This is a genomic window from Metallibacterium scheffleri (genome assembly GCF_002077135.1).
Classification (GTDB): domain Bacteria; phylum Pseudomonadota; class Gammaproteobacteria; order Xanthomonadales; family Rhodanobacteraceae; genus Metallibacterium; species Metallibacterium scheffleri.
The window spans coordinates 151,632-174,121 of the sequence record NZ_LDOS01000002.1 but is presented as its reverse complement, the minus strand read 5'-3'; the positions used below and the strand labels follow the sequence as shown (position 1 = coordinate 174,121).

Annotated in this window: 17 protein-coding genes; 4 read left to right on the top strand and 13 right to left on the bottom strand. The window is 63.3% G+C overall.

The features are described 5' to 3' along the window. Positions 1 to 27 precede the first annotated feature (27 nt). Together Mschef_RS06020 and Mschef_RS06015 are read left to right on the top strand one after the other, a co-directional pair. Positions 28 to 420: a DsrE family protein gene (locus tag Mschef_RS06020; protein WP_081129851.1), complete on the top strand. Its 393-nt coding sequence runs from the start codon at positions 28 to 30 to the stop codon at positions 418 to 420. 160 nt (positions 421 to 580) lie between these two features. Next, on the top strand, positions 581 to 1,021 hold the full coding sequence (locus Mschef_RS06015) for a biotin/lipoyl attachment domain-containing protein (RefSeq protein WP_081126976.1): 441 nt from the start codon (positions 581 to 583) through the stop codon (positions 1,019 to 1,021). A gap of 85 nt (positions 1,022 to 1,106) precedes the next feature. Here Mschef_RS06015 and Mschef_RS06010 read toward each other — a convergent pair whose 3' ends face one another. From Mschef_RS06010 to ffh, 6 genes are all read right to left on the bottom strand, one after another. After that, positions 1,107 to 2,153 carry a glycosyltransferase family 9 protein gene (locus Mschef_RS06010; protein ID WP_168708893.1) on the bottom strand — a complete coding sequence of 349 codons (1,047 nt, stop codon included), beginning with the start codon at positions 2,151 to 2,153 and terminating at the stop codon, positions 1,107 to 1,109. Positions 2,154 to 2,258: 105 nt separating this feature from the next. Further along, on the bottom strand, positions 2,259 to 3,743 hold the full coding sequence (locus Mschef_RS06005; RefSeq protein ID WP_081126974.1) for an amidase: 1,485 nt from the start codon (positions 3,741 to 3,743) through the stop codon (positions 2,259 to 2,261). Between the two features lie 235 nt (positions 3,744 to 3,978). Beyond that, a complete protein-coding gene (locus tag Mschef_RS06000; protein ID WP_081126973.1) occupies positions 3,979 to 4,461 on the bottom strand; it encodes an SET domain-containing protein in 483 nt (160 codons plus the stop codon). After that, positions 4,353 to 6,167 (bottom strand): glycosyltransferase family 39 protein, encoded by a 1,815-nt coding sequence (locus Mschef_RS05995; protein ID WP_081126972.1) that lies wholly within the window; start codon positions 6,165 to 6,167, stop codon positions 4,353 to 4,355. The genes Mschef_RS06000 and Mschef_RS05995 overlap by 109 nt, the downstream gene beginning before the upstream one ends. 34 nt (positions 6,168 to 6,201) lie before the next feature. After that, complete coding sequence (locus Mschef_RS05990; protein WP_081126971.1) at positions 6,202 to 7,188, bottom strand: glycosyltransferase family 2 protein; 987 nt, start codon at positions 7,186 to 7,188, stop codon at positions 6,202 to 6,204. Between the two features lie 93 nt (positions 7,189 to 7,281). After that, positions 7,282 to 8,658, bottom strand: a complete 1,377-nt coding sequence (gene ffh, locus Mschef_RS05985; protein WP_081129850.1) for a signal recognition particle protein — start codon at positions 8,656 to 8,658, stop codon at positions 7,282 to 7,284. 76 nt (positions 8,659 to 8,734) lie between these two features. On the opposite strand from ffh, the gene Mschef_RS05980 reads away from it, so the two are divergent. After that, positions 8,735 to 9,526 (top strand): cytochrome C assembly family protein, encoded by a 792-nt coding sequence (locus Mschef_RS05980; RefSeq protein WP_081126970.1) that lies wholly within the window; start codon positions 8,735 to 8,737, stop codon positions 9,524 to 9,526. An 83-nt stretch (positions 9,527 to 9,609) separates the two neighbouring features. Then, positions 9,610 to 9,981 (top strand): PilZ domain-containing protein, encoded by a 372-nt coding sequence (locus Mschef_RS05975; protein WP_081126969.1) that lies wholly within the window; start codon positions 9,610 to 9,612, stop codon positions 9,979 to 9,981. A gap of 70 nt (positions 9,982 to 10,051) precedes the next feature. Here the strand turns inward: Mschef_RS05975 and Mschef_RS05970 are convergent, their stop codons facing one another. From Mschef_RS05970 to Mschef_RS05945, 7 genes are all read right to left on the bottom strand, one after another. Next, positions 10,052 to 10,519 (bottom strand): OsmC family protein, encoded by a 468-nt coding sequence (locus Mschef_RS05970; protein ID WP_081126968.1) that lies wholly within the window; start codon positions 10,517 to 10,519, stop codon positions 10,052 to 10,054. A 28-nt stretch (positions 10,520 to 10,547) separates the two neighbouring features. Next, complete coding sequence (radA, locus tag Mschef_RS05965; RefSeq protein WP_081126967.1) at positions 10,548 to 11,927, bottom strand: DNA repair protein RadA; 1,380 nt, start codon at positions 11,925 to 11,927, stop codon at positions 10,548 to 10,550. A gap of 591 nt (positions 11,928 to 12,518) precedes the next feature. Beyond that, positions 12,519 to 13,616, bottom strand: a complete 1,098-nt coding sequence (locus tag Mschef_RS05960) for an IS110 family RNA-guided transposase (protein ID WP_081126072.1) — start codon at positions 13,614 to 13,616, stop codon at positions 12,519 to 12,521. Next, entirely contained in the window at positions 13,613 to 15,211 is a 1,599-nt protein-coding gene (locus Mschef_RS05955) for a hypothetical protein (protein ID WP_136256621.1), read from the bottom strand. The genes Mschef_RS05960 and Mschef_RS05955 overlap by 4 nt, the downstream gene beginning before the upstream one ends. Next, positions 15,208 to 20,130: an AAA domain-containing protein gene (locus tag Mschef_RS05950; protein WP_081126965.1), complete on the bottom strand. Its 4,923-nt coding sequence runs from the start codon at positions 20,128 to 20,130 to the stop codon at positions 15,208 to 15,210. Before Mschef_RS05950 ends, Mschef_RS05955 begins: the two co-directional genes overlap by 4 nt. Before the next feature lie 379 nt (positions 20,131 to 20,509). Beyond that, positions 20,510 to 21,268: a hypothetical protein gene (locus Mschef_RS17155; protein WP_136256622.1), complete on the bottom strand. Its 759-nt coding sequence runs from the start codon at positions 21,266 to 21,268 to the stop codon at positions 20,510 to 20,512. 85 nt (positions 21,269 to 21,353) lie between these two features. Continuing rightward, positions 21,354 to 22,226, bottom strand: coding sequence for an FRG domain-containing protein (locus Mschef_RS05945; protein ID WP_081126964.1), 873 nt, complete (start codon positions 22,224 to 22,226; stop codon positions 21,354 to 21,356). Positions 22,227 to 22,490: the final 264 nt, after the last annotated feature.

Here is a 22,490-nt window from a genome sequence, read left to right as displayed (position 1 = left end):
CGCAACGCGCCTGTCGTGGAGATCATCATGTCCGATGCAAAAACCACCACTCCTCCGGCCGCCGATCTGGTCATCATCCTGATCACCGGCGCGGAAAATCCCAAACGCCTGCCGTCGGCGTTTTTTCTGGCCGCCACCGCCGCGGCCGCCGAGCAGAACGTGGTGATGTATTTCACCGGCCCGGCCACCGAACTGCTGGCCAAGGGCAAGGCCGAATCCATTGTTCCCATGCCCGGCGGCAAGAACGTGGCCGGATTCATCAAGCTGGCCACCGACAACGGCGTACAAATCATCGGCTGCCTGCAGTCGCTGGAACTCTTCGGCATGACCGTCGCAGACCTGGGCTACCCGGTGCCGATGATGACGCCCAGCGCGGCCCTGCCATCGCTGGCCGCGGCCGGACGTCTGCTGACCTGGTAGGCATTATTGCTCCGCAACACGCACGGGTCGCGCCGGGCGTGACACCCGAACTTGTTTAGCTGCCGCTTGTATGTCCACAATGTTTCGGTGCGCGCGGGTCGTGACCCGATCCCGGCTCGCGCGCCGATCCATTCCACTGCTGCCAACGAGGAGATTGACCATGTCGACCGTGCGCGGTTGTTCGTTCCCAGACGATTTGTTTTACGACGTTGCCAACAACATGTGGTACCGCGAGGAAGCCGACGGCAGCGTGGTCGCCGGCATGACCCAGGTGGCCGTGGCCATGGCCGGACAACTGGTGGCGGTGACGCCCAAGAAAGCCGGCAAGGAAGTGCAGGCCGGCAAGTCCTGCGCCACCATCGAATCGGGCAAGTGGGTGGGCCCGGCCAAGATCGCCTTCGACGCCGAGGTCACCGCGGTCAACGACGCGCTGATCGCCGACCCGAAAATGGCCAACACCGATCCGTACAAAAACGGCTGGCTGCTGCGCGTGAAGCCAGCCGCATGGGCCACCGCCAAGGCCGCGCTGACGCCGGGCGCGCAAGTCGCCGCACCGTACGAAGCCAAGATGGCCAGCGACGGTTTCGCCGGCTGCGGTTGAGCTGGAGCGACAGCGCACGCCGGGAGTCGGCGCGGGCGCGCATCCGAGCTGATCCGCATCGCGCAACCGCCGTGTCGCCCACGCGTCACGCCCGCGGCAGCAAGTCGGATGCCGCGCGCGCGATGTCCGCCGCCCCGAGATGCGGCGTGACGAGTGCGCGCTGGCGTGCGCCGTAGGGCCCGTATCGCGCGGGATCGGTCGCCTTGAACAAGCCCAGCAGCGGCACGCCGGAAGCCGCCGCCAGATGCATCAGCCCCGAGTCGGCCGCGATCACCAGATCGAAGCTGGCGCACAGCGCCGCCGCCGCGCGCAGCGGCGCGGTGTGCAGGCCGGGCAGTTGCGGCAGCATGGGACGGCCATGCGCCGGCACGATCTCAGCCAGACGCATGCGCGGCATGCGCGCGCGCAGCGCCGCGACCAGCGCCTGCCAATACCCGTCGTCGTAACGCTTGGCGCCGGTGGCCTCGGCGAACACTCCGACACGCGGCGCGGCGACATCGGCCGCGCCCAGCAAGGCGCGCAGGCGTGCCTCGGCGGCGGTGCTCTCATCGGCGCGCAGGCGCAACGCCAGCGGTGGCAGCGGCGCGTCGGGATCGAGCCCCAGCGCCACGCGCAGCATGCGCACCGGCATCTGCGCCTGGTGCACGCCACAGTCCGCGTGGGGCACGGCCTGGGTCAGGCCCGCGGCATCGCCATCGACCATGCCTACGCGCCAGCGCGCCGCGCTGCGCGTCACCGCCCAGCGCGCCGACTGCGAGCGTTCGGCCGCGTCCAGCGCCAGCGTATAACCGCGCCCCGGCAGAGCGCGCCACAGCGACCACAGCACACGCGGCTCGTGCAGCGGGCGCGCACCGAGCGTGTCCACGCGATCCACCGCGGCGTAGCCCTGCAGCAGGCACGCCGCGAACGGCGGTCCAGCCAGCACGTCCACGCGTGCCTGCGGCAACACGCGCTCCAGTTCCTGCAGCAAGGGCGTCAGCAGCAACACGTTGCCCAGGCGGTGATTGGGCCGCGCCACCAGCACGCGCGTGATCGACGCCGCATCGATCGGCGTAGCACCCCCGGCCTGCGCGGAGCGGCGCAGCAGGCGCCTGGCCACGGCGCGGCGCGCGGCCTGCCAGTCGGGACTCACGAAAAACCTGGGGTCGGACGCATCACGCCAGTTTAGCGGAGCACCGGATGCCGGGAAGCCGCCAGGATGCCTGCGGCCGCGCAGGTTTTGTCGTCTGTGCCGCATTCACTCCGCTGGCGCCCGTTCCGCCCAGGGCTGCGCGCGTTCCAGCTCGGCGGCCAGCGCGAACAACAGCGTCTCGCTGCCGAATCGGCCCATGAACTGCACGCCGACCGGCAGGCCGGCATCGCTCCAGTGCAACGGCACGCTCATCGCCGGCACGCCGGTGAGATTGGCCAGCTGCGTGAACGGGGTGCGCGCCAGATTGCGCATTGCCACCTGCTCGACGATGCCCAGGCGGCGCAGCAACCCGCCCGCGCGCAGGCGTGCGGCCAGTGCCAGCAGATGTTCCTGCAACGGCGTCGGCGCGAGTTCACCGATGCGCGGCGGCAGATCGGCGGTGGTCGGGGTCAGGTACAGGTCGTACTGCGCGAAGTGTGTGCCCAGCGCGCGTCCGAAATCATTCCAGCGATGCTGGCTGCGCATGTACTCGCCGGCGCTGATCGCCTCGCCGATCGCCGCCAGCGCGCGCGTGGCCGGCTCCAGTTGCACGACGCGTGCGTGCGCAACCAGCGCGCGCAACTCGCGCGCCTGCGCCGCGACCTCGCCGAAATACAGCATCAGATAGGCGTGCATCAAGGCCATGCCATCGATGCGCGGCGCGGCCTCCTCGACGTGGTGGCCCAGCGATTCGAGCAGGCGCGCGGTCGCGTGCACTGCATCCACGCAGTCGCGCGCGACCGACGTGCGCAGCGGCGAATCCACGCTGAAGGCGATGCGCAAGCGCGGCGGCGGTGCCTGCGTGGCGGTGAGAAAACTTCCGGCGGGTGCGATCTCGAATGGATCCCCCGGTGCCGCACCCGCCACGGCATCCAGCAACGCGGCGCTGTCGCGCACGCTGCGCGTGAGCGCGTGTTCGCAGGCCGCGCCCATCCACACCTCGCCGTCCTCGGGGCCGGGGCTGACGCGGCCGCGGCTGGGCTTGAGCCCGAACAGGCCGCAGTACGCCGCGGGAATGCGGATCGAGCCGCCGCCATCGTTGGCGCCGGCGGCCGGCACGATGCGCGCGGCCACCGCCGCGGCGCTGCCGCCGCTGGAACCGCCGGGCGTGCGCGTGAGGTCCCATGGGTTGCGCGTGGCGCCGAACGCCTTCGGCTCGGTATAGGCCACCAGGCCCCACTCGGGCACGTTGGTCTTGCCGAAAATCACCAGTCCGGCGCGCTTCAGCCGTTGCACCAGCACGTCATCCTCGGCGGGCACGTAGTCGCGCAGCGCCGCGCTGCCCATGCTCATCGGCACCCCGGCGTAGGCCTGCATCAAATCCTTGAGCAGGTACGGCACGCCGCTGAACACGCCTGCGGGCAGGCCCGCGCGCAGTGTCGCGTCGGCCGCGGCGTCCATGCGCCGCACCAGCGCGTTGAGTCGCGGCTGCGCGCGATCCGCGCGACATTGCGCGGTGTGCAGCACTTCGGCGGCGCTGACCTCGCCGCGCGCCAGCAGCGCGGCGAGACCCAGCGCGTCGTATTGCGCGTAGTCGGCGAACTCCTGCATGACGCGGCTCCACGCGGACAAGGCGCAAGCATGGCGCAGGTCACGCGCGCCGGCATGACGCCCTGCGCAACACTCAGTGCACGCGTTTGCTCAGCTGCACGAACTGCCTGGCAGCAGGTGCGCGACGCAATCCGCCGCCGCGAGCCGCTGGCCCGGTTGCATCAGGCGCTGCTGCATGCTCATCACGGCATGGGCGGGTCGCGTCGCGCCTGCGCGCGTCCATGCATGCTGACTTTCACACACGCCGCACGCGCCGCCTGGGTTGCAGCAGGGTCCCCGTGCATTGCGCCGCACCGCAGCGGCAAGCCCACAGGCGCTTCAGGCGCGGCGTATGCGGCACGTCCAGCACGATGCCGTAGTTGTAGGTGAGCTCCTCGCCGGGCGCGATGTCGCGCAGGGCTTCGATGATCACGCGGTCACGCAGCGCATCGCCGTCCTGATCCACATGCACCTCGGCGCGACAGTTGGGCGCGCAGCTGTGGTTGATCCAGCGCGCGCTGTTGCCGCCCTGGTTGCCGTCGATGATGTAGTGCTCGTTGAGATCGAACAGGAAGGTATGGCCCTGCTCGATGCTGCCTTCATACAGCGCATTGGCTTCGGCGTGGGTGATCAGCCGGCCCTTGTATTCGAGGACGCGGCTGCCGCCGGCAAGCGCGCGGCGGGCAAACACGCCGTTGCCGTGGATGGCGGAACGGCGGACCTGGAAGCGTGCGGGCATGGGATGGTTGTGGTGGAAGTCGGCGCGCGATTATCCATGGCGCCCGCGCCGGGCGCATCCACTGCCGCAGGCGGTTTGCGCACCAGCACCCACTTCGGCGAGGTGGCGATCACGCGCATCGGCAGGCCGTGCAGCAGCAGCGCGGCGAAACGCTGCGGCGCGATCACCGCCAGCGCATCCGGCTGCACACGCCAGGCCTGCTCGAACGCGGGCAGCGGCCACAGCAACTGCGGCTGCCAGCGCAGACCGTCGAGCAAGTCGTAGGGCGCCGCGCCCACCAGAGTGACCTGGCGACGCAGATAAAATGGCAGGCCGCGCTGCAGCGTATCGACCATGTACACCGGTGCATGCGGCTGCAGCCAGGGCCGCATGGCCTGCGCCAGCGGCGCCGCCGAATACGCCGGCGCCAGCGCCTGGAAGCCGATCAGCGCCGCCTGCATCAAGCCCAGCCCGGCGAACGCGGCCACGCCGACACCGGCCAGCTTGCGTCCACGCCAGGCCAGCCACGCCGCCAGCCCCAGCAATGCGCACGCCAGCACCATGGCCACGGCCAGATGCCGCATATAGCCGTGGAACGCGGCGCCCAGCGCGATCAGGTCACCCGGCACCGGCCGCAGCAGCGCCAGCGGCACGGCGACCAGCAGCAGCGCCGCGGCGATGAGCAGACCGATGCCCAGCGCACGCGCGCGCAGACGCGCGATGGCATCGCCGACCAGCAGCGCCACGGCGGGAAACACCGGCAACAGATACAGCGGCAGCTTGGAGTGCGAGATGCTGAAGAACACGAAGATCATCAGCGTCCAGATCCACAGCAGCTTGCGCACGTCGAAGCCGTCCTGGCGCGGCGGCAGGCGCAGCGCCGCCGGCAGCAGCGCCAGCCACGGGAACATGCCGATCACGCCCACCGGCAGGAAAAACCAGAACGGATGCGAGCGGTCGAAACGATCCGACAGATAGCGCGTGAACTGCTGGCCGATGAAGAAATAGTGCAGAAACTGCTCGTGGCGCAGTTGCAGCGCGATGTACCAGGGCAACGCCAGCAACAGGAACAACGGCAGCCCGAGCAGCCACTGCATGCGCTTGAGCAGATGCCACTGCCCGGTCCACAGCATGTAGAAAAACAGCGCGCCACCGGGGAACACGATGCCGATCAGGCCCTTGGACAAAAACGCCGCGGCCATCGCCGCCCAGGTCAGCAGCATCCAGCCGCGCCGCGCGCGCGCCGAGGCATCCGGCAACTGCGCCAGGATGAACGTGCACAGCGATGTCCCGAGCAACGCGGCCACGCCCATGTCCAGCGTGTTCAGATGGCTGCCGATGACCCACAGCAGGCTACTGCCCAGCACCGCGGCCGCGCTCCAGCCAGCCACGCGTCCGAACGCGCGCGCGCCAGCCCAGCCCACGGCCAGCATGCCCAGCAGTCCGGTGAGCAGGCCCCACAGGCGCGCGCTCCAGTTGCTGGCGCCAAAAGCCTCGTAGGCCAGCGCGGTACCCCAATACTGCAATGCGGGCTTGTCGAGGAACAGCACGCCGTCGTAGCGCGGCGTGACCCAGTTGCCGCTGGCGACCATCTCGCGCGGCACCTCGGCGTAACGGCCTTCGTCCGGCTCCAGCAGCGATCGGTACTGGCTGCCGGCGAACCACAGCCCCAGCCACAGCGCCAGCAACAGCAGCCACAGCGCGCGCCGCCGGGTGGATGCAGTCATCGTGGGTTCTCGTTGTGGTGCCAGGCGGCCTTGCTCATGGCGCCGTGTCCACGGGCTGCGGCGCGACCGTGCCAAGGCTGTCCTCGATCAGATACAGCGGCCGCTGCTTGACCTCCAGATAGGTGCGCCCGACGTATTCGCCGATGATGCCCAGCGCCAGCAGTTGCATGCCGCCGAGGAACAGGATGGCGACGATCAGCGAGGCATAGCCTGGCACGCTGATGCCCCACACGAATACCTTGAGCACGATCCACGCGCCGTAGGCGAAGGCCAGCACCGAGGTGAGCACGCCGACCCAGGTCGCCAGGCGCAGCGGCATGGTGGAGAACGAGGTGATGCCCTCGACCGCGAAGCGCCACAGGCGCCCGTAATTCCACTTGCTCGTGCCGGCGGCGCGCGGCGCGCGGTCGTACAGCACCTGCGCCTGCGGATAACCGATCCACGCGAACAGGCCTTTCATGAAACGCTGGCGCTCGCGCAGCCCGGCCAGCGCGCGCAGCGCGCGCGCCGACAGCAGGCGGAAATCGCCGGTGTCCTGCGGCACCGCTGTGGCGGAGAGCCGGCGCATCAGCCGGTAGAACAGCGCCGCGGTCAGCCGCTTGATGCCACTCTCGCCCAGGCGGCGGCGGCGCGTGGCATAAACCATGTCGGCACCCTCGCGCCAGCGCGCGATCAGCTCGGGGATCACCTCGGGCGGGTCCTGCAGATCGGCGTCGATGACCACGCACGCAGCCACGTTCTCGGCGCACGCCACGGCGTCGAGGCCCGCGGTCAGCGCGGTTTCCTTGCCGAAGTTGCGGCTCAGCTTGAGTCCGTGCACGCGCGGATCGCGCTGCGCCAACGCCTGCGCCAAGGCCCAGCTCGCGTCGCGGCTGCCGTCGTCCACGTACAACACGCGCGCGGGTAGATCCAGCGCATCGAGCACGCGCGTCAGGCGCGCCTGGAACTCGGGCAGCACCTCGACCTCGTTGTACATCGGCACCACGACCCACAGGGCATCGGTGCGGTGTTGCTCGGGCATCGGCTTCTCCGGTTCAACGCGCCCATCCAGACGTCCGCGGCGCTTGCAGGCGCAAAAAAATCGAACGCAGGTTACCGGCAACGTGCAGTTGCCTCAGCGCGCGCCTGCGCCAGGCGGCAGACCGCCGCCACGCAAAGCGCCCTGCATCTGCCGCATCATGCCCTTGATTCCGCCGCGCGAGATCTTGGACATCATTTTCTCCATCTGCTGGTACTGCTTGAGCAGGCGGTTGACATCGGCCGGTTGCATGCCCGAGCCACGCGCCACGCGCGCACGCCGCGAGCCGTTGAGCAAATCGGGATGGCGGCGCTCCTTGCGCGTCATCGAGTTGATCACCGCGATCATGCGCTGCACCTCGCGGTCGTTGACCTTGGACTTGACGCTGTCGGGCAATCCCGACACGCCTGGCAGCTTGTCCATCAGCCCGGCCAGACCGCCCATGTTGAGCATCTGCTCGAGCTGGTCCTTCATGTCGTTGAGGTCGAAGCGCTTGCCCTTGGCCACCTTCATGGCCAGTTTCTGCGCCTTGTCCTGATCGACCTTGCGCTCGACCTCCTCGACCAGGCTGAGCACGTCGCCCATGCCGAGGATGCGCTGCGCGAGGCGGTCGGGATGGAACGGCTCCAGCGCGTCGGTCTTTTCGCCGGCGCCGAGGAACTTGATCGGGCGCCCGGTGACGTAGCGCACCGACAGCGCCGCGCCGCCGCGCGCATCGCCATCGGTCTTGGTCAGGATCACGCCGGTCAGCGGCAACGCCTCGGCGAAGGCCTTGGCGGTGGTGGCGGCATCCTGGCCGGTCATGGCATCGACCACGAACAGAGTCTCCACCGGCTTCAGCGCCGCGTGCAGCGCCTTAATCTCGTCCATCATCGCCGCGTCGATCGCCAGGCGGCCGGCGGTATCGACGATCAGTACGTCGGCGACTTCACGCCGCGCCTGCTCCAGCGCGGCGCGCGCGATGTCCACCGGCCTGGCGCCGGCGGCAGCAGACACGAAGCCGACGTCGACCTGCGCGGCCAGCACGCGCAACTGCTCGATGGCGGCCGGACGGTACACGTCGCAACTGACCACCAGCACTTTCTTCTTCGCGCGTTCCTTGAGAAAACGCGCCAGTTTGGCCACGGTCGTGGTCTTGCCGGCGCCTTGCAGGCCGGCCATCAGCACCACCGCCGGCGGCGTCGCGGCCAGATCGAGCTGCGCGTTGGCGGTGCCCATCAGCGCGGTCAGCTCGTCGCGCACCACCTTCACCAAAGCCTGGCCGGGGGTGAGGCTCTTCAGCACCTCCTGACCCACGGCGCGCACCTTGACGCGCTCGATCAATGCTTGCACCACGGGCAGCGCGACATCGGCTTCGAGCAACGCGATGCGCACCTCGCGCAGGCTCTCGCGGATGTTTTCCTCGGTCAGGCGGCCGCGGCCGCGCAAACGCTCGACGGTAGCGCCAAGGCGCTGGCTGAGGGTCTCGAACATGGGCGCAAAATCAGGCGGAAAGCGCGCAGTATAGCGGCGCGATTGCAGCCCGGCCGCGCTGTGCCACACTTTGCGCATGCTGCCGCTGACCTTCGCCGCGATCGCGCTGTACCTGGCCGCCGCCGCGCTGCTGGCGCGCCCGGTGCTGGACGGGCGCGAGGCGCCGCGCGCCGCGGCGCTGGGCGTGGCGACGCTGGCGGTACTGGCGCATGCCAGCGAGATCGCGCTGGCGCATCGCGGCGCGCTGGACCTGCACTTTTTCGCCGCGCTGTCGCTGATCGCCTGCGTCATCGCCGCGCTGACCCTGATCGTCAACCTGTGGCGCCCGGTGGCGGCGCTGGGCGTGATCCTGTTTCCACTGGCCGCGGCGCTGCTGGCAGTGGATGTATTTCTGGCGCCGCCCACCACGCCGCTGGCGCTCGACTGGCAGATCAAGCTGCATGTGACCCTGGCCCTGCTCAGCTACGGGCTGCTGTCGATCGCCGCCTTGCTGGCGCTGCTGCTGACATTCCAGGAACGCTCGCTGCGCCGGCATCGCATGCCGGCCTTCCTCGCCGCGCTGCCGCCGCTGACCCTCACCGAGGGCCTGATGTTCCGCCTGATCGGCGCCGGTTTCGCGCTGCTCAGCCTGACCTTGCTGAGCGGTGCGTTATTCGTCACCAACCTGTTCGACCAGCACCTGGTGCACAAGACCGTGCTGTCGATCCTGGCCTGGCTGGTGTTCGGCGTGCTGCTGCTGGGTCGCTGGCGCTGGGGCTGGCGCGGGCGCCAGGCGGTGTGGCTGACGCTGGCCGGCATGGCGGTGCTGATCCTGGCGTTCTTCGGCAGCAAGTTCGTGCTGGAACTGCTGCTGCGCCGCAGCGGCTGAGTCGCGTCGAAACCAGCGCACGGCTTGCCGCGCACGGCGCGGCATGCGCACAATCGCATCACCGCCCCGCGGACCGCACCGTCATGGAAGCCTCGCGCCCCTCCGGCGAACGCCGTCGTTTTCAGCGCATCGCCCTGCAAGGCGCGGTGAAGCTGTACGCGCGCGACGGCTCCTGGCCCGCGGATCTCATCGACCTGTCGCTGCGCGGCGTGCTGGTCTCGCACCCCGCTGGCTGCGACCAGCCGCCCGGCACGCGCTTTCGCATGGACCTGCGCATCTTCGAGAACCTGCCGGTGAGCATGGGCGTGAGCCTGATGCGCAGCGACGCGACGCAGCTCGCCTTTGCCTGGGACCGCATCGACCTGGACAGCTTCGCGCGGCTCAAGCGCCTGCTCGAACTGAACGTGGAGCAGCCCGAGCTGCTGCATCGCGAACTGACGGAACTGGGGCGCTAGCGGCGGAACTCGCGACCCGGGACTGCGTGCAAAAAAACCGCAAGCCGCAGCGGTGCCATCGGCTTTCGGCTCAAGTCTGCGGCGGCGGGTGCAGTTGCTTGCCGTTGCTGTCGAGCACGCGCGCCTGCACGTCGATGCCTTCGCGCACGCTTTGCGTGACCACGCAGAAGTTCTCGAACTGCGCCATGATGCGTTCGAGTTGCACGTGGCTCTCGCCGGGCTCGGCCAGACGCAACTCGATGTCCGCGCGCGGGATGCGCCAGCGCCCTTCGGCGTTGCGCTCGGGCGTGGCGCGTATGCCGGCGGTGATCGGGCCGGGCTGGTTCTTGAACTTGCGCAGCGCGAACACCAGGCTGGCGGCCATGCAGTTGCCGATCGCGGCCAGCAGCACGCGCGATGGATTGGGCCCGCTGTCGTGACCCAGCGGCGCGGGCTCGTCGGTCAGCAATGCTTCCAGTTGCGTGCCATCGAACTCGATGCGGAAGGCGTAGTCGCCCACCTGGCTGATCTGCAGACGCAATGGCTCACTGGCGCTCATGGCACGCTCCTGAGGTGGCGGTGAACGTTCAAAAACTGACGGCCAGCGCCTGATCGAGGCGCTCGACGGCGATGATTTCCATCGCGCCATGATGGCTTTTCTTCGGCGCGTTGGCGCGCGGCACGATGGCGCGCTCGAAGCCGTGACTGGCGGCTTCCTTCAGGCGCTCCTCGCCGTTGGGCACCGGGCGGATCTCGCCGGACAGGCCCACCTCGCCGAACAGCGCGGTCTTGCCGGTCAGCGCGCGGTCGCGAAAACTCGAATGCACCGCCAGCAGCACCGGCAGGTCGGCCGCGGTTTCCTGCACGCGGATGCCGCCGACGATGTTGACGAACACGTCCTGGTCGTATACCGCGGCGCCGCCGTGGCGATGCAGCACCGCCAGCAGCATCGCCATGCGGCCGCCGTCCAGGCCCAGCGCCACGCGCCGCGGATTGGCCAGCGGCGAGGCATCGACCAGCGCCTGCACCTCGACCAGCAGTGGCCGCGTGCCCTCGCGCGTGACCATCACCGCGCTGCCCGGCGTCGGCCCGCTGTGCGTGCCGAGAAAGATCGCCGACGGGTTGGGCACCTCGCGCAGGCCGCGCTCGCCCATGGCGAACACGCCCAGCTCGTTGACCGCGCCGAAGCGGTTCTTGAACGCGCGCAGCACGCGAAAACGGCTGCCGGCATCACCCTCGAAATACAGCACCGCATCGACCATGTGCTCGAGCACGCGCGGACCGGCGATGCCGCCCTCCTTGGTCACGTGCCCGACCAGAAACACGCTGGTGCCGCTCTCCTTGGCGTAGCGCACCAGACGCGCGGCGGTCTCGCGCACCTGGCTGATCGAGCCGGGCGCGGCGGCGAGCTGCTCGCTCCACAGCGTCTGCACCGAATCGATGATCAGCAGTTGCGGGCGCGCCGCCTGCGCGTGCTCGAGGATGCGCTCGATGCAGGTCTCGGCCAGACCGTGCAGGGGGCCAAGTTCCAGTCCGAGGCGCTGCGCGCGCGCGGCGATCTGCGCCAGCGACTCCTCGCCGCTCACGTACAAGCCGCGCAGACGCGCGCCCAGCGCACCCATCATCTGCAGCAACAGCGTGGACTTGCCGATGCCCGGATCGCCGCCGACCAGCACCACCGAGCCCTGCACCAGCCCGCCGCCGAGCACGCGGTCCAGCTCGCCGATGCCGATCAGGCTGCGCGCCTCGATCTGCAGCGCCACCTCGGTGAGCGGCGTGATGCGCGCCGTCTCCTGCCCGGCATAACCGCTGCGCTTGGGCGCGGACTTGCCGGCCGCCGCCGTGGCCGGCTCCACCACGAACTCGCTCAGCGTGTCCCACGCCCCGCACGCCGCGCACTGCCCCTGCCAGCGCGTGTGCTCGGCGCCGCACTGGTTGCACACGTAGGCGGTTTTGGCCTTGGCCATGCGACGCTCCCGGAAGACGGCTGTCAGCATAGGCCACGCCTGCCACAACCATCTACAGCAAACACGCGAGGGGCCGCTGTCGGCCCGAAGCAGACCTTTACGCTCCATCGTTGTGTCACCAAAAAAACGGCAGAAAGCCGGTTGAAACGCCATCGTAGATTGGCCTGAGCGTTCGGAAGACCGAACTCGAAGAATTCTGGCGCGGGTCCGGCAAACCGCCAATCGATTCTACGGCTAACCTACCATAAGAGACTTCCCGTCAACGCCGCGCGCTTGAGGTTCTTGCCTTGAGCTTTCGGGCCATGGCTGGTCATCGTGTTGTCCTCTTTGCTGCGTCGTGCGTGTCAGTGCTGCGTGGTGATGCAACGAATGTCAGACTGCATTTCCATAAACGGTCTTGTTGCGCCGCTGATGCTGGCGCGGACCAGGGTATAAACCGCACCCGGAGACCTCGTTCGTCTTTCGGTATCGTCGGTGTTCGGGGATCAGCCGAAACACGGGGTGACGTCCGGCAGGTTAGTCAGGTTCTCTCCGGGTCGGTCTGACCGTTGTCGACCACTTCGCGCTGACGTGAAAGGATGTGCGTTCGTGTCATGCCATGCCGGCGATCCTCACCGCGCGCTTGCCGGCCGGGCGCTGCACCATCGGGTGCTTCAGCCACGCCTCGGCGTCGTAGGCTTCCTCGCGCGCCAGCATCGCCCACAGTTGCCGCGCGTGTTTGTTCGCAATCGCCACCAGCAGCTTGCCGAACGGCATCCGACACGCCAGTTGGCGGATCCAGATCTGCTCGGGCGTGGCCCGATCCTGTGCAGTCACCTTGGCGCGCTGCAGGCTGCTGCGCGCGCCCTGGATCAGCAGCGTGCGCAGGTAGGCATCGCCGCGGCAACTGATCGTGCCCAGGCGGGTGTGCCCGCCGCTGGAGTGCTGGGTCGGCACCAGGCCGAGCCATGCGGCCAGTTGCCGGCCGTTCTTGAACTCCTTGGCCGAGCCGACGCTCGCCACCATCGCATCGGCGGTGAGCGGGCCAATGCCGATCAGCGCGCGCAGCCGCACGCAGCGCTCATCCGCCTTGGCGTGCGCTTCGATGCGCGCATCGCACGCGGCGATGCGGTCGCGCACCTGCGCCCAGTGCGCGCTGAGATCGCGCAGCAGTTCCTTCAGCTCCGCAGGCAACGATGCCGCTGCGTCGAGATCCGCCAAGGCGATGCGCAACGCCCGGTCACCCTGCGCCATCACGATGCCAAACTCGGCCAGCAGACCGCGCAGGCGGTTGCTGATCTCCAGCCCTTCGGTCTTGTAGCCCTCGCGCACGCGATGCCATGCCAGCCGCGCCTGCTGCTCGACCGACTTGACCGGCACAAAGCGCATGTTGCCCTGGCGTGCCGCCGTGGCAATCGCCTCGGCGTCGTTGCGGTCGTTCTTCAGTGTGCGGCTCTTGCGGAACGGCGTCACGAACTGCGCCGCCATCAAGCGCGGCTGCAGACCGACCTCCAAACAGCGCCGCGCCCAATGGTGCGCGCCACTGCATGCCTCCATCGCCACCACGGTGCCGGCCGGCACCTGCGCCAGCCACAGCGCAAACGCTTCACGCCCGAGATCCTGCCGCCGCTGCACGTGTCCGGCGCCATCCACCGCACATACGGAAAACAGGTTCTTCGCCAAATCCACGCCCATGGTTATAGTGCTCATCGAGACTTCCCCTTCTGCTGACGGTTGTAAAAACCATCATGGCCCTCGAGGCCGTTGGAAGCGGGAAGTCTCTTTTTACTCGTCTCGGAGTTCGGAACAGCTTCCGCGCCGGTATCTTGGCTCCATTCAAGACAGCTCCGGGCGTTAAATCCATCCATTGAACCGTACTTCGTCACCTCGGCTGGCAGGTGATCCGTAAGATACTGATGAACGCGGCGAACAATGGTCGCATCAAAGCTGAGAATACCCAGCGGAATCGGAAATCCACGATCCTCGCCAATTGGCGCGTGAACGACAACGGCGGAAACTCTGCGTGGAATCAGGAGAACTTCAAGCGAGCTTGGAATCGCCCCAGTATTTGGCCTGCAGTACGTTCTGGGAGCAGCTTTGATCAGCCGCCACTGAGGTTTGCCTTCGTCAATTAAGATGGGGGAACGCTCCATCTTCCTGCCCGTAGCGTCTATATCAACGCCTTCCTTTGCGAGCGTTTCGAGAAGGTCCAGGAAGGATCGCGACGCTCCCCATGCCGGCTGCTTCGGCACGACCCACAAGAAGACGTCGTCATTGCCAAGCGCGCGATCGTTCGCGTAGCCGATAGCCGTTGCAATTCGCTCGGCGTTCTCAGGTTGATATAGCGCTCCAACAATGCCAACAGTGGGTCTATTGCGGCGCAACTCACCGGCGCGCCCAGCCAACGCCTTGAAGTAGCGAAGCGGCGCAAAACCAGAGCGATTCACATACTCCTTTAGGTACTCTGGCGCGATAGTCGCCAAGACGTCGAACGCGTTGGCATCCTCAGGAGTCTTTAGAGTCCGCAGATTTTCCAGAAACTCGGCCACACCATGCACGACTCGGTCTCGGTCGGCGAGTTCCTGCCCTGTTCTCCACTTCTCCAGAAGCGCCTCTGGCTCACTAGGCCGCCGAACTGAGGCCATGGCGACGAACGGGACGATTGCAGCAAATCGGTCGCCAGCGACTACATCATCGACCGAGTACAAGGACCTCTTAAGTTGATCCACCGCCTCCCTGTCCCTTCGGCTTGAAATTTCTCCGTAAAATCTGCGAAAGGACTCTGGAATATGCCTCGAAGCGTTGGCCACCAGATTCGGATCTCGAATTGCAAGCTCAGGTAACGATCTTTCGAACTCGGATTGGGACTCACGATCGCACGGCGCAAGAGAGAGCAAATCAAATCCAATCCTCTCCGTTTTCTTGACGACGTCGTAGATCTGCGGCTTGTCGCCCTCCTTGAAGAGGGCGTTGCCGGCATCTGTTAGCCAGATGCGCCCATCGGAGCGAGATATATAGGCTCGAGCTTCGGCGTCACGTACAACGTACGCCATTTCGTTGGCGTTGAAGCCAAAGAAATCTGCCGCAATTTCCTCCGACAAACCATCGGCGGAATATAACAGCCGCAGCAAGAACTCGGTCGTTAGCGACACATCGCCAACTTCAGCCGCTTTGTACTTCACCACAAACTGTCTGGCCGGAAGTTGCACGTCGAAAATCCCGACGGGTACTCGAACGTCGGTCGGCTCCGGTTCGCCTCCTGTTGCCGGCTTGGACAACGAAAGCACGCGACGAGTACCGCTCATGCGCCACCTACCTTTTGCTTGGTGTGGCTAGCAGCCTTTGCTTTTCCCTTCTTCGCCGATTTTGGCGAAACCAGAAGCTCGGACGCGTTCAGGAGCATGGCGTCATTGCCTTTGGCTTCTTCGTCGAAACCGGCCGAAACAGCACCAAGCGGAGATCCTTCTCTCCATGCTGCCTTTGCACCCACGATGACGAGACGATCCATCGCCCGACTTAGGGCAACATTGATTCGATTCTTCTTCGCCATAAAACCTGGTTGTATTGTGGGCGCCCCACGATCCTTGATTCCATCTGCGTTGTTTCGAACCAGCGATAGAATCACGATGAGGTTTTCTTTGCCTTGGTAGCTGTCGATGGTGTCAACCTTGATTGTACGTCTGAATACTTCTGGGAGGCTTTCGGACTGAAGCTTTCCTCTCACGAGCTCAAGCTGTGCCGCATACGCGCATATAACACCGATCGCCTGTTTCCCGTCCGGCAAAGTCTTGATCCAATTCAAGAACAACTCGTGTTCGGACCATCGCTTAAGCAGCCAGACGATCACATCCGCCTCGGCGGCATTCTGCAAACTCCCCCGCCTAGTACCTCCGCTTCTCTGATATGCACTGGCGCCCATCGTGTCAGTACTCACCCACACGAGCGGAACCGCCAACTCAGGCGGCAAGGCCTCCAGAGGAATTTCCGGCGTGGTCCGCTCGTGCTGCAGAGCTCGTGTGTAAAACGAATTGGAAACCAATCTGCCGATTGGCGGAAGCATTCGATACTGTTTCTTCAGCGTATGCCCCGCCCGTATGCCGTAGGCCGACTCGAATGCGCGTTCAAAATCGCTCTTGACTACCTCGGCCGCCGCTATCTTCAACTCCCTCGTGAGAGCATCCACAACGTCGGGAGAATGCTGGGGTTCGAGTTGCGCGTGGTCGCCCACTAACACGACCCACTTCCCCGCCTGTATCGGAACCGCCAGCTCGCTCGGAGTGCAACGCGCTGCCTCATCCACAATCACGAGATCAAAGGCTGTCTTCGTGAGCCCTAAGGAAGAACGACCAAGGCCTACGCACGTGCCCGAGACTACTTGCCGGGTGCCGGCCAGGAAGGTTTCGTAACTCCTCTGCCAGGTAGAGACGGTTCCGACGATGTCCCGTCCGAGCTCTGCAATGTGTCGAAGTCGCTCAACCCTGTGAGCAGTCTCATTCGGAAGCCTAGAGAAGAAGATCGAGGTGACCATGTCCTCGACCTCGCTCGGCTCAACCTCCGACAGGTTGACGTCGATGCCGCGATCTAGCAGGCGCTGTTGCACAGTTTCCTTTAATGAGTTGATTCGGGCGGCTTCGCTGCTTGTCTCGACCAACTCAGAGACACGGGCCAGTATGGGCCGGACCGTGTCTTCAAAGAACATCACGGCCTCACATTCGGCCTGGCTCAACCCGAGAAATCCCGCAACGACGCTCATTCTCAGTTCGCGGGTCGCGACAAAGTCATCCTTGTATGCTCGTTCGACGGCAGCGGCGTGATATGGCCTCAACGATTCGGAAACTTGGCCCTCGGCACCAACCCGAATCATGCTTAGCGAGTCTCGGTCTTTACCGAACAGGGTCAGTACTGCCTCTGCCGCGTTGTTGACAGCCTCATGCGACTGGCTGGCCACCAGCACGTTTCGCGCTAGCCCGTGAGTTAGCGCGTAGTGCACCAGCGCACCAATGAAGCGCGTTTTCCCTGTTCCGGGCGGCCCCTGTAGTAAGCCCAACGGCCGATGCGTGACGATCCCTTTGAACGCGGCCACTTGCGTTGGGTTGAGCCTATAACGTTCCACCAGTAGCTCTTCTTCCACCTCAACGGCGACGTCGCGCGGCAACTTTCCTGTGGCCGGATAAAAGGCATCGAGCAGTTCAGGAGCAACGGAGTTTCTCCTGAGAATTCGACTCGTTGCCTCCTCTCGGCGCTGCCAGCTCGTGTTCTCCATGCGACTTTGGAACCGTAAACGGTCGCCATCGCGAACGATGGGACCTCGGGAGCCGTCCCCGTAACCGTGGATGGCCAAAGCGTCCGCGGACGTCTTTTGAACGTCGAGGGCTCCGATCTTGCGCCAAATACCGCTACTGTCGAGCCGCTCGACTGCAACTACGTCCTTTCGATCGAAATCTAGATCTCCGACCGATAACTGAATCGGCAATACGTGGAGACGCGATTGTGAGCGATACGTGCTGTCACCTAAGGCGAGAACCTCCGTCTTGAGTTCACCTTCGATCCGAATCGAACGCTCCCACAATAGCGGCACATCCAACCTACTCGCAGTCTCACCCTCGCCAGCTAGCTCTCGCTCTACTAGCTCGTCCTCTTTTGCCTCGATACTGGCGACTTGAGACAGCTCTTGCCCGCTTTCGTCCTCTATCTGCGCTGGTGGCGCGGTCAGTGCGGCCGCAACCTCTGGCAGTTCGAGGATCGACGAAATAGCCTCTAGCTGACTCCGCCCACCCTCGATCACTAGATCTGCGCGAAATCCGCAGACCTTTTGCCTTGTGAGCCGAGATGCCTGCGCTTGCTCAAGTTTGTTGCGCCACGCCTTAGCGGGCGCTCCGTTAGCGTCTAGTTCGACCGAAATCTCCTCGACTGCGCCAACGATTCTGAGCCGCTTGTCGCCCTTAACTATCCAGAACTGCCCTTCGTCAGGAAGCATCGGGCCAGACTCAGCGCGAGGAAGCCCGATTGTGAAACTCGGCAGCTCACTTTCAATGGGTGATTTCGTAGCGAATTCGAGAGCCTCGCGCAGTGGTAGCAATGTCCCGTTCGCTGGCGGACCCATGCGACATTCCTCGACGGCCTTTTCGATTCGTCGAGCCATTTCCGTATGAATGTCCAGCCTCGCTAGCAGATCCTCTGCGATCTTTGTCACTGCATAGCGATCTCGCTCGAATCTTCCACCCGAAGCGGGTGAATAGGCCCGGGATCGGCGAGACCCGTCCTGGGCGGATGAGTAGTCGGCTATGTCAATGAGAACGGGTATTGGCTTGCCCGCGCTTTCATCCACAACAATGTTGTCTGGTTTTATGTCTCCATGAGCCACCGTCCGCCCATGCAGGTTCTCAACTACATCGATCAGCTGGATGACGAACTCTATCGTCGCAGCTGCCTCGCCAAATGAGCCGGACTCTAGGCTCTCCGCAAGCGTTTTACCGGGGACATACTCCTGAACTAGGACAATTGCGTCGCCGGTCCAATGCACACTCAGCAGTCGAGCAGATCCCTTAGGCGGGGCCTCTGCCAATTGTTGAGCATGATCTAAGAACGCCAAGATCCTAGAACGCTCCTTAACGACGTTTCCGAGCGCGAGCGACTGCCACATCTTTACGAGGCGAAGTTGTTCTTCCGAGTCCGCTCTCCAGATAATCGCTCGTTCATCGTCGCTTATAAGTTCCGTTTCTGGATAGGCCTTAAAAACGTCCCTCTGCGTCTTCAACGTCCGGTAACGCTCAAGCCCCTCGATTGTCGACTTCTCGTCACTGCCCGTGACAAGGGCAACGTTGAACGCTTCAAGCATCTTGCCCGCGTCACTGAACCGATTGGACTGGTCCATGTCCAGACATTTCTCGAACCATGGGTGTAGGGTCGAGAACTCTCCGTCGGCATCAATTGCACTGTTCCATTCCGGCGGCTCGCCGCGGGGAACTTCCCCGAATAACAAAGCGTGAATCACACAGCCCAATAGGAATGCATCCTTGCGAAGTAAATCGACTGGCCCACCAAGGATGTCCTCGGGCACGCAGGTAGTTGAAAGGAACTGAAACCGAGATTCGCCTAGGGTTTGGACTTCAGGTAAAGATGCGGCCATCAAGTGCGAGAGCCTTACCGTACTTGGTAGCTCCACCCATACGCTGTGAGCGCCCAAGTCCAGGTGCGCGGCGTTCAAGGCATGAATCGGGGCCACCGCCGACAGAACTTGTCGCGCCAGGGAGACGCGTTCTCCTGCGGTGGTACCAGGGAACTCCGACTGAGTAAATTCGCTCAGGCGCTTCATCCGTCGTCGGCGCTCGAAAACTTCCCAGTAAGAGACACCACGTTCCGGATCCTCCGCCTTTGGTTTAAAAATCGACTCACCACATTTAGGATTTCGATCATCCAACCAAGCGATAACCTTCCTTTCGCGACCCGCTATTTCCGCGCGGCCAATTTCAGTCTGAAATCGCGTGTCGGCCTTTGAGAAATCCCAGCGGCGCAAGAGCCCAAAGGAGTTGTCGATTCCAGACTCCTCCACGTTGAACTCAGCATAGACTTCACCAGGATGCTGGAACGTGGATGTGTCACTACGCGCTACAAAACCACCATAATGGCGCTTGCCAACCTGGAATATTCCACCACCCACATTGAAGAAGCGTCTGAGCCGCTGTATCCAGGCTTCGCTCGTGAAGTCTTCGAAATAGACAGGGCCAAAGGCCTTGATTCTTTCATCCTTATTTCGGACAACCTTGACGAAGTCATCTATGTGGAAGACGAACGCTGACTCATTATCGGCAATCTGAGTCCGGTCCTTACTATTCGTCAGCACTACTGCCGACTGGATCATCGGCGTGGGCAGGGAATCAATTAAGCCTTCCTTCTTGGCCTGCTCTGATAATGATTTCTTTAGGATGGGATGAAGTTCGCGCACGATCTCGGCGATTTTTCCTACGGGAGATCGACCGTTGCTACGGTTTCCATTGAACCAATTGCCATCACGACTACTGATCGGCCCCTTCCAGTCCTTCAAATCGACCAGCAGAAGGCGATCTTCTGTTACGAGAACCACGTCTATTTCTCGCGTGCCTTTTCCCGGCAACGACAGATCGAGGTTCGTAAATGCCTGCCAACTGTCTGGTAGGGCCTTGAGCTTGTCTAACCCAGGAACCTCACGAACGTGAATTCCACGGCCGTTGTTGAATATTTTCATCCAGTGCCCCTGCTCCTGAGTTCACACATATCTCCCCTTCTATCCTAGCGCCAAATCGTTCAACGTTCCGAGGCACCCAGAACCCATGTTGCGCACAACGTCGCTCGAACACTGTGAGCTACCGGCCACCAGAATTCCACCCCGGGCGCCGCAGTCTGCTTAGGGTCGCATTGTGCCACTCGGATCGCTCCGACGCCAGTGCTCCAAAACACCGGCGGTGCGGCCGGCAGCCGCCGGCCCAAAGGAGACGGTCAGGGAAAGTGCACTCTGAAGACCCCGGTTTCCCTGGTTTCGGTGAAGCCGATTTCTCTTAAAACTTACCGCCGAACGGCTTGATTCTATCGGTGCTGGTAAGCAGTCTGTCACCCGGGTTGAAAAGCTAGACATCACCTGACTGCTGCCAGAGCGACTGCGGCGCACGGGGTGCAGCCATCACCTTGACGATTGCGTACAGCAACACACATCCCACGACAATTCCTGACCACAAGGAGGAATTGTGCATGGAAATGCGGACTGCAAAGTGGAGCGCAGTCGCAATAACCAACCACAAAAGCATCGCCAGGTAGAGCGCCGCATCAGAAGTACCGTGCGGGACTTTAAAGCCCCCGGAATCAACCGATCCGCGATACTCAATACCATGTGGGAGCCCTTTGATTGACCCTAAAAGTATTGGCCGGCCACTTGTGTGCAGAACTGAGATGAGCGCGCCATCGCCGTGATCTAAATATTCAAATGCCAGGCGAATATTCCTTTTGACATCAATAGCGGCTTTTAATCCAATGACCGATCGCGTTACTCGAACCACTTCCACCGCGAGAACTTCTGCGCTATCTCCTTGGAAGTGGATTCGTAGAGGGTCCGATTCAACTACTGCATCGCCATCAATTGTCACTTCCCCCAAATTCCAGATTACGAAAGTAGATCGCCAAAGTTGCGAGACCGTATTTCCCTTGTACTTAATTTCCATGGAATCAGGCAAGGCTCCCTCGCCGCCAATCAATAATTCGCAAGTCTGCAAATAGGCAACTCTTAGGTTGTTCTTTGAGCGCAGATAAAAAACAATAGACAAAACAACGCCCAATACGCCAAGTACAGTGCCAAGCCATGAAGAAGTTAGAATTGTCTCGAGGATATTCATCGTTCAAAATCCGGGTCAGAGTGCATTTTCACTGACTGGCCGCTACGAGTCGCCCTATGTCGATTATCATATGCGATTATTTCATTTAAAACGCTTCGTAGTTTTGTGCTGCCTTTATTTCCAGTACAGCACGTGCCGCTCCGTCGTAGCCAGGGAACATCGTAGCTGCTGACAGCCCGAACTTTAGGCAGCGCAACAATAAATTTGCCGCCTCTGCCGCAGGCAGAGTAATCTTAATGAGCGAGTTTTGGTGATCCTTAATTTTCGACTCAAGTGAAACGTCACGAATAAACTCGTCGCCGATGTAGCCGCTATTGTCTACTAAAATAAACAAAGAACCTTGGCGCGATACGTTAGGCGAAGTGCTGCCTGAGACGGTGATGTACTTGAGACTATCTACCAACCGAATGCAATCCAGATCGAAGCCAAAAATCGCGAGCCTAGCACCCGGGTCGCTGAGTTTTAATCTTACTGCAGACTCGGCGGCGAAATAGGCTGCTACATAAGAGCTGTAAGTCCAATCAAGCAGCCGCGTGGGAAGTCCGTGATGTTGTGCTAAAGCAATCAAAGGGATGGCCCAATCATCAGGCCATCCGTGAGTTCTTGTAACATGGCGTGTCTGCATGCTCGCCCAGGAAAACATTTTGCGGAACTCAGTTGAGTCGTTCGGAATTTCTAGGCCTGTCGTGTCGCAAAAGTGCATGAATCTCTCTAGCAGACCCCACTCGAAAAAGAAGTGTCCTGAATAATCTTTGCGTGTCACCTGCATTCCAAGTTTAGCGTCCGCTAGTACTTCCGATCGGTAGATCTTTGGAATTAGCTTCCAATCAGCGTTTCCATGGCCCCGGTAGACAAAGTTAGTTACCTTGCCACTTGGATGGTCTCCGAAATGTCTCCCGAGCGGCGAAATTGCATCCCAAAATTCGTCCAAGGTTTCACAATTTTCTTCGATGTGCATTGTGTGACCCGTTCTCAAGCATCTAGTTCTAGCGGTAGTAACGAATGTCTTCTACGGGTGTGCGCCGTGAGAAGGCGGCGCTTTCCAGTGGGTGCAAGTCCCACCCGGCAACCGCTCCAGCCGGAAGCAACCGGAGCAGTCATGGAGGCAACGAAATGGCTGAAGCCTTCGGTTAAGCGTGTCACGACATACGGTGACAGCGCGAGTGTACAGGCCGTAACGCGAGTGAACGCCGAGCAAGCCTCGAAAAGGACGATGCGCAGG

Bases quoted from the DNA above. Each gene is read 5' to 3' on its own strand.
- Mschef_RS06020 (WP_081129851.1), top strand. From the start codon at position 28: ATGTCCGATGCAAAAACCACCACTCCTCCGGCCGCCGATCTGGTCATC.
- Mschef_RS06015 (WP_081126976.1), top strand. From the start codon at position 581: ATGTCGACCGTGCGCGGTTGTTCGTTCCCAGACGATTTGTTTTACGAC.
- Mschef_RS06005 (WP_081126974.1), bottom strand. From the start codon at position 3,743: ATGCAGGAGTTCGCCGACTACGCGCAATACGACGCGCTGGGTCTCGCC.
- Mschef_RS06000 (WP_081126973.1), bottom strand. From the start codon at position 4,461: ATGCCCGCACGCTTCCAGGTCCGCCGTTCCGCCATCCACGGCAACGGC.
- Mschef_RS05995 (WP_081126972.1), bottom strand. From the start codon at position 6,167: ATGACTGCATCCACCCGGCGGCGCGCGCTGTGGCTGCTGTTGCTGGCG.
- Mschef_RS05990 (WP_081126971.1), bottom strand. From the start codon at position 7,188: ATGCCCGAGCAACACCGCACCGATGCCCTGTGGGTCGTGGTGCCGATG.
- ffh (WP_081129850.1), bottom strand. From the start codon at position 8,658: ATGTTCGAGACCCTCAGCCAGCGCCTTGGCGCTACCGTCGAGCGTTTG.
- Mschef_RS05980 (WP_081126970.1), top strand. From the start codon at position 8,735: ATGCTGCCGCTGACCTTCGCCGCGATCGCGCTGTACCTGGCCGCCGCC.
- Mschef_RS05975 (WP_081126969.1), top strand. From the start codon at position 9,610: ATGGAAGCCTCGCGCCCCTCCGGCGAACGCCGTCGTTTTCAGCGCATC.
- Mschef_RS05970 (WP_081126968.1), bottom strand. From the start codon at position 10,519: ATGAGCGCCAGTGAGCCATTGCGTCTGCAGATCAGCCAGGTGGGCGAC.
- radA (WP_081126967.1), bottom strand. From the start codon at position 11,927: ATGGCCAAGGCCAAAACCGCCTACGTGTGCAACCAGTGCGGCGCCGAG.
- Mschef_RS05960 (WP_081126072.1), bottom strand. From the start codon at position 13,616: ATGAGCACTATAACCATGGGCGTGGATTTGGCGAAGAACCTGTTTTCC.
- Mschef_RS05955 (WP_136256621.1), bottom strand. From the start codon at position 15,211: ATGAGCGGTACTCGTCGCGTGCTTTCGTTGTCCAAGCCGGCAACAGGA.
- Mschef_RS05950 (WP_081126965.1), bottom strand. From the start codon at position 20,130: ATGAAAATATTCAACAACGGCCGTGGAATTCACGTTCGTGAGGTTCCT.
- Mschef_RS17155 (WP_136256622.1), bottom strand. From the start codon at position 21,268: ATGAATATCCTCGAGACAATTCTAACTTCTTCATGGCTTGGCACTGTA.
- Mschef_RS05945 (WP_081126964.1), bottom strand. From the start codon at position 22,226: ATGCACATCGAAGAAAATTGTGAAACCTTGGACGAATTTTGGGATGCA.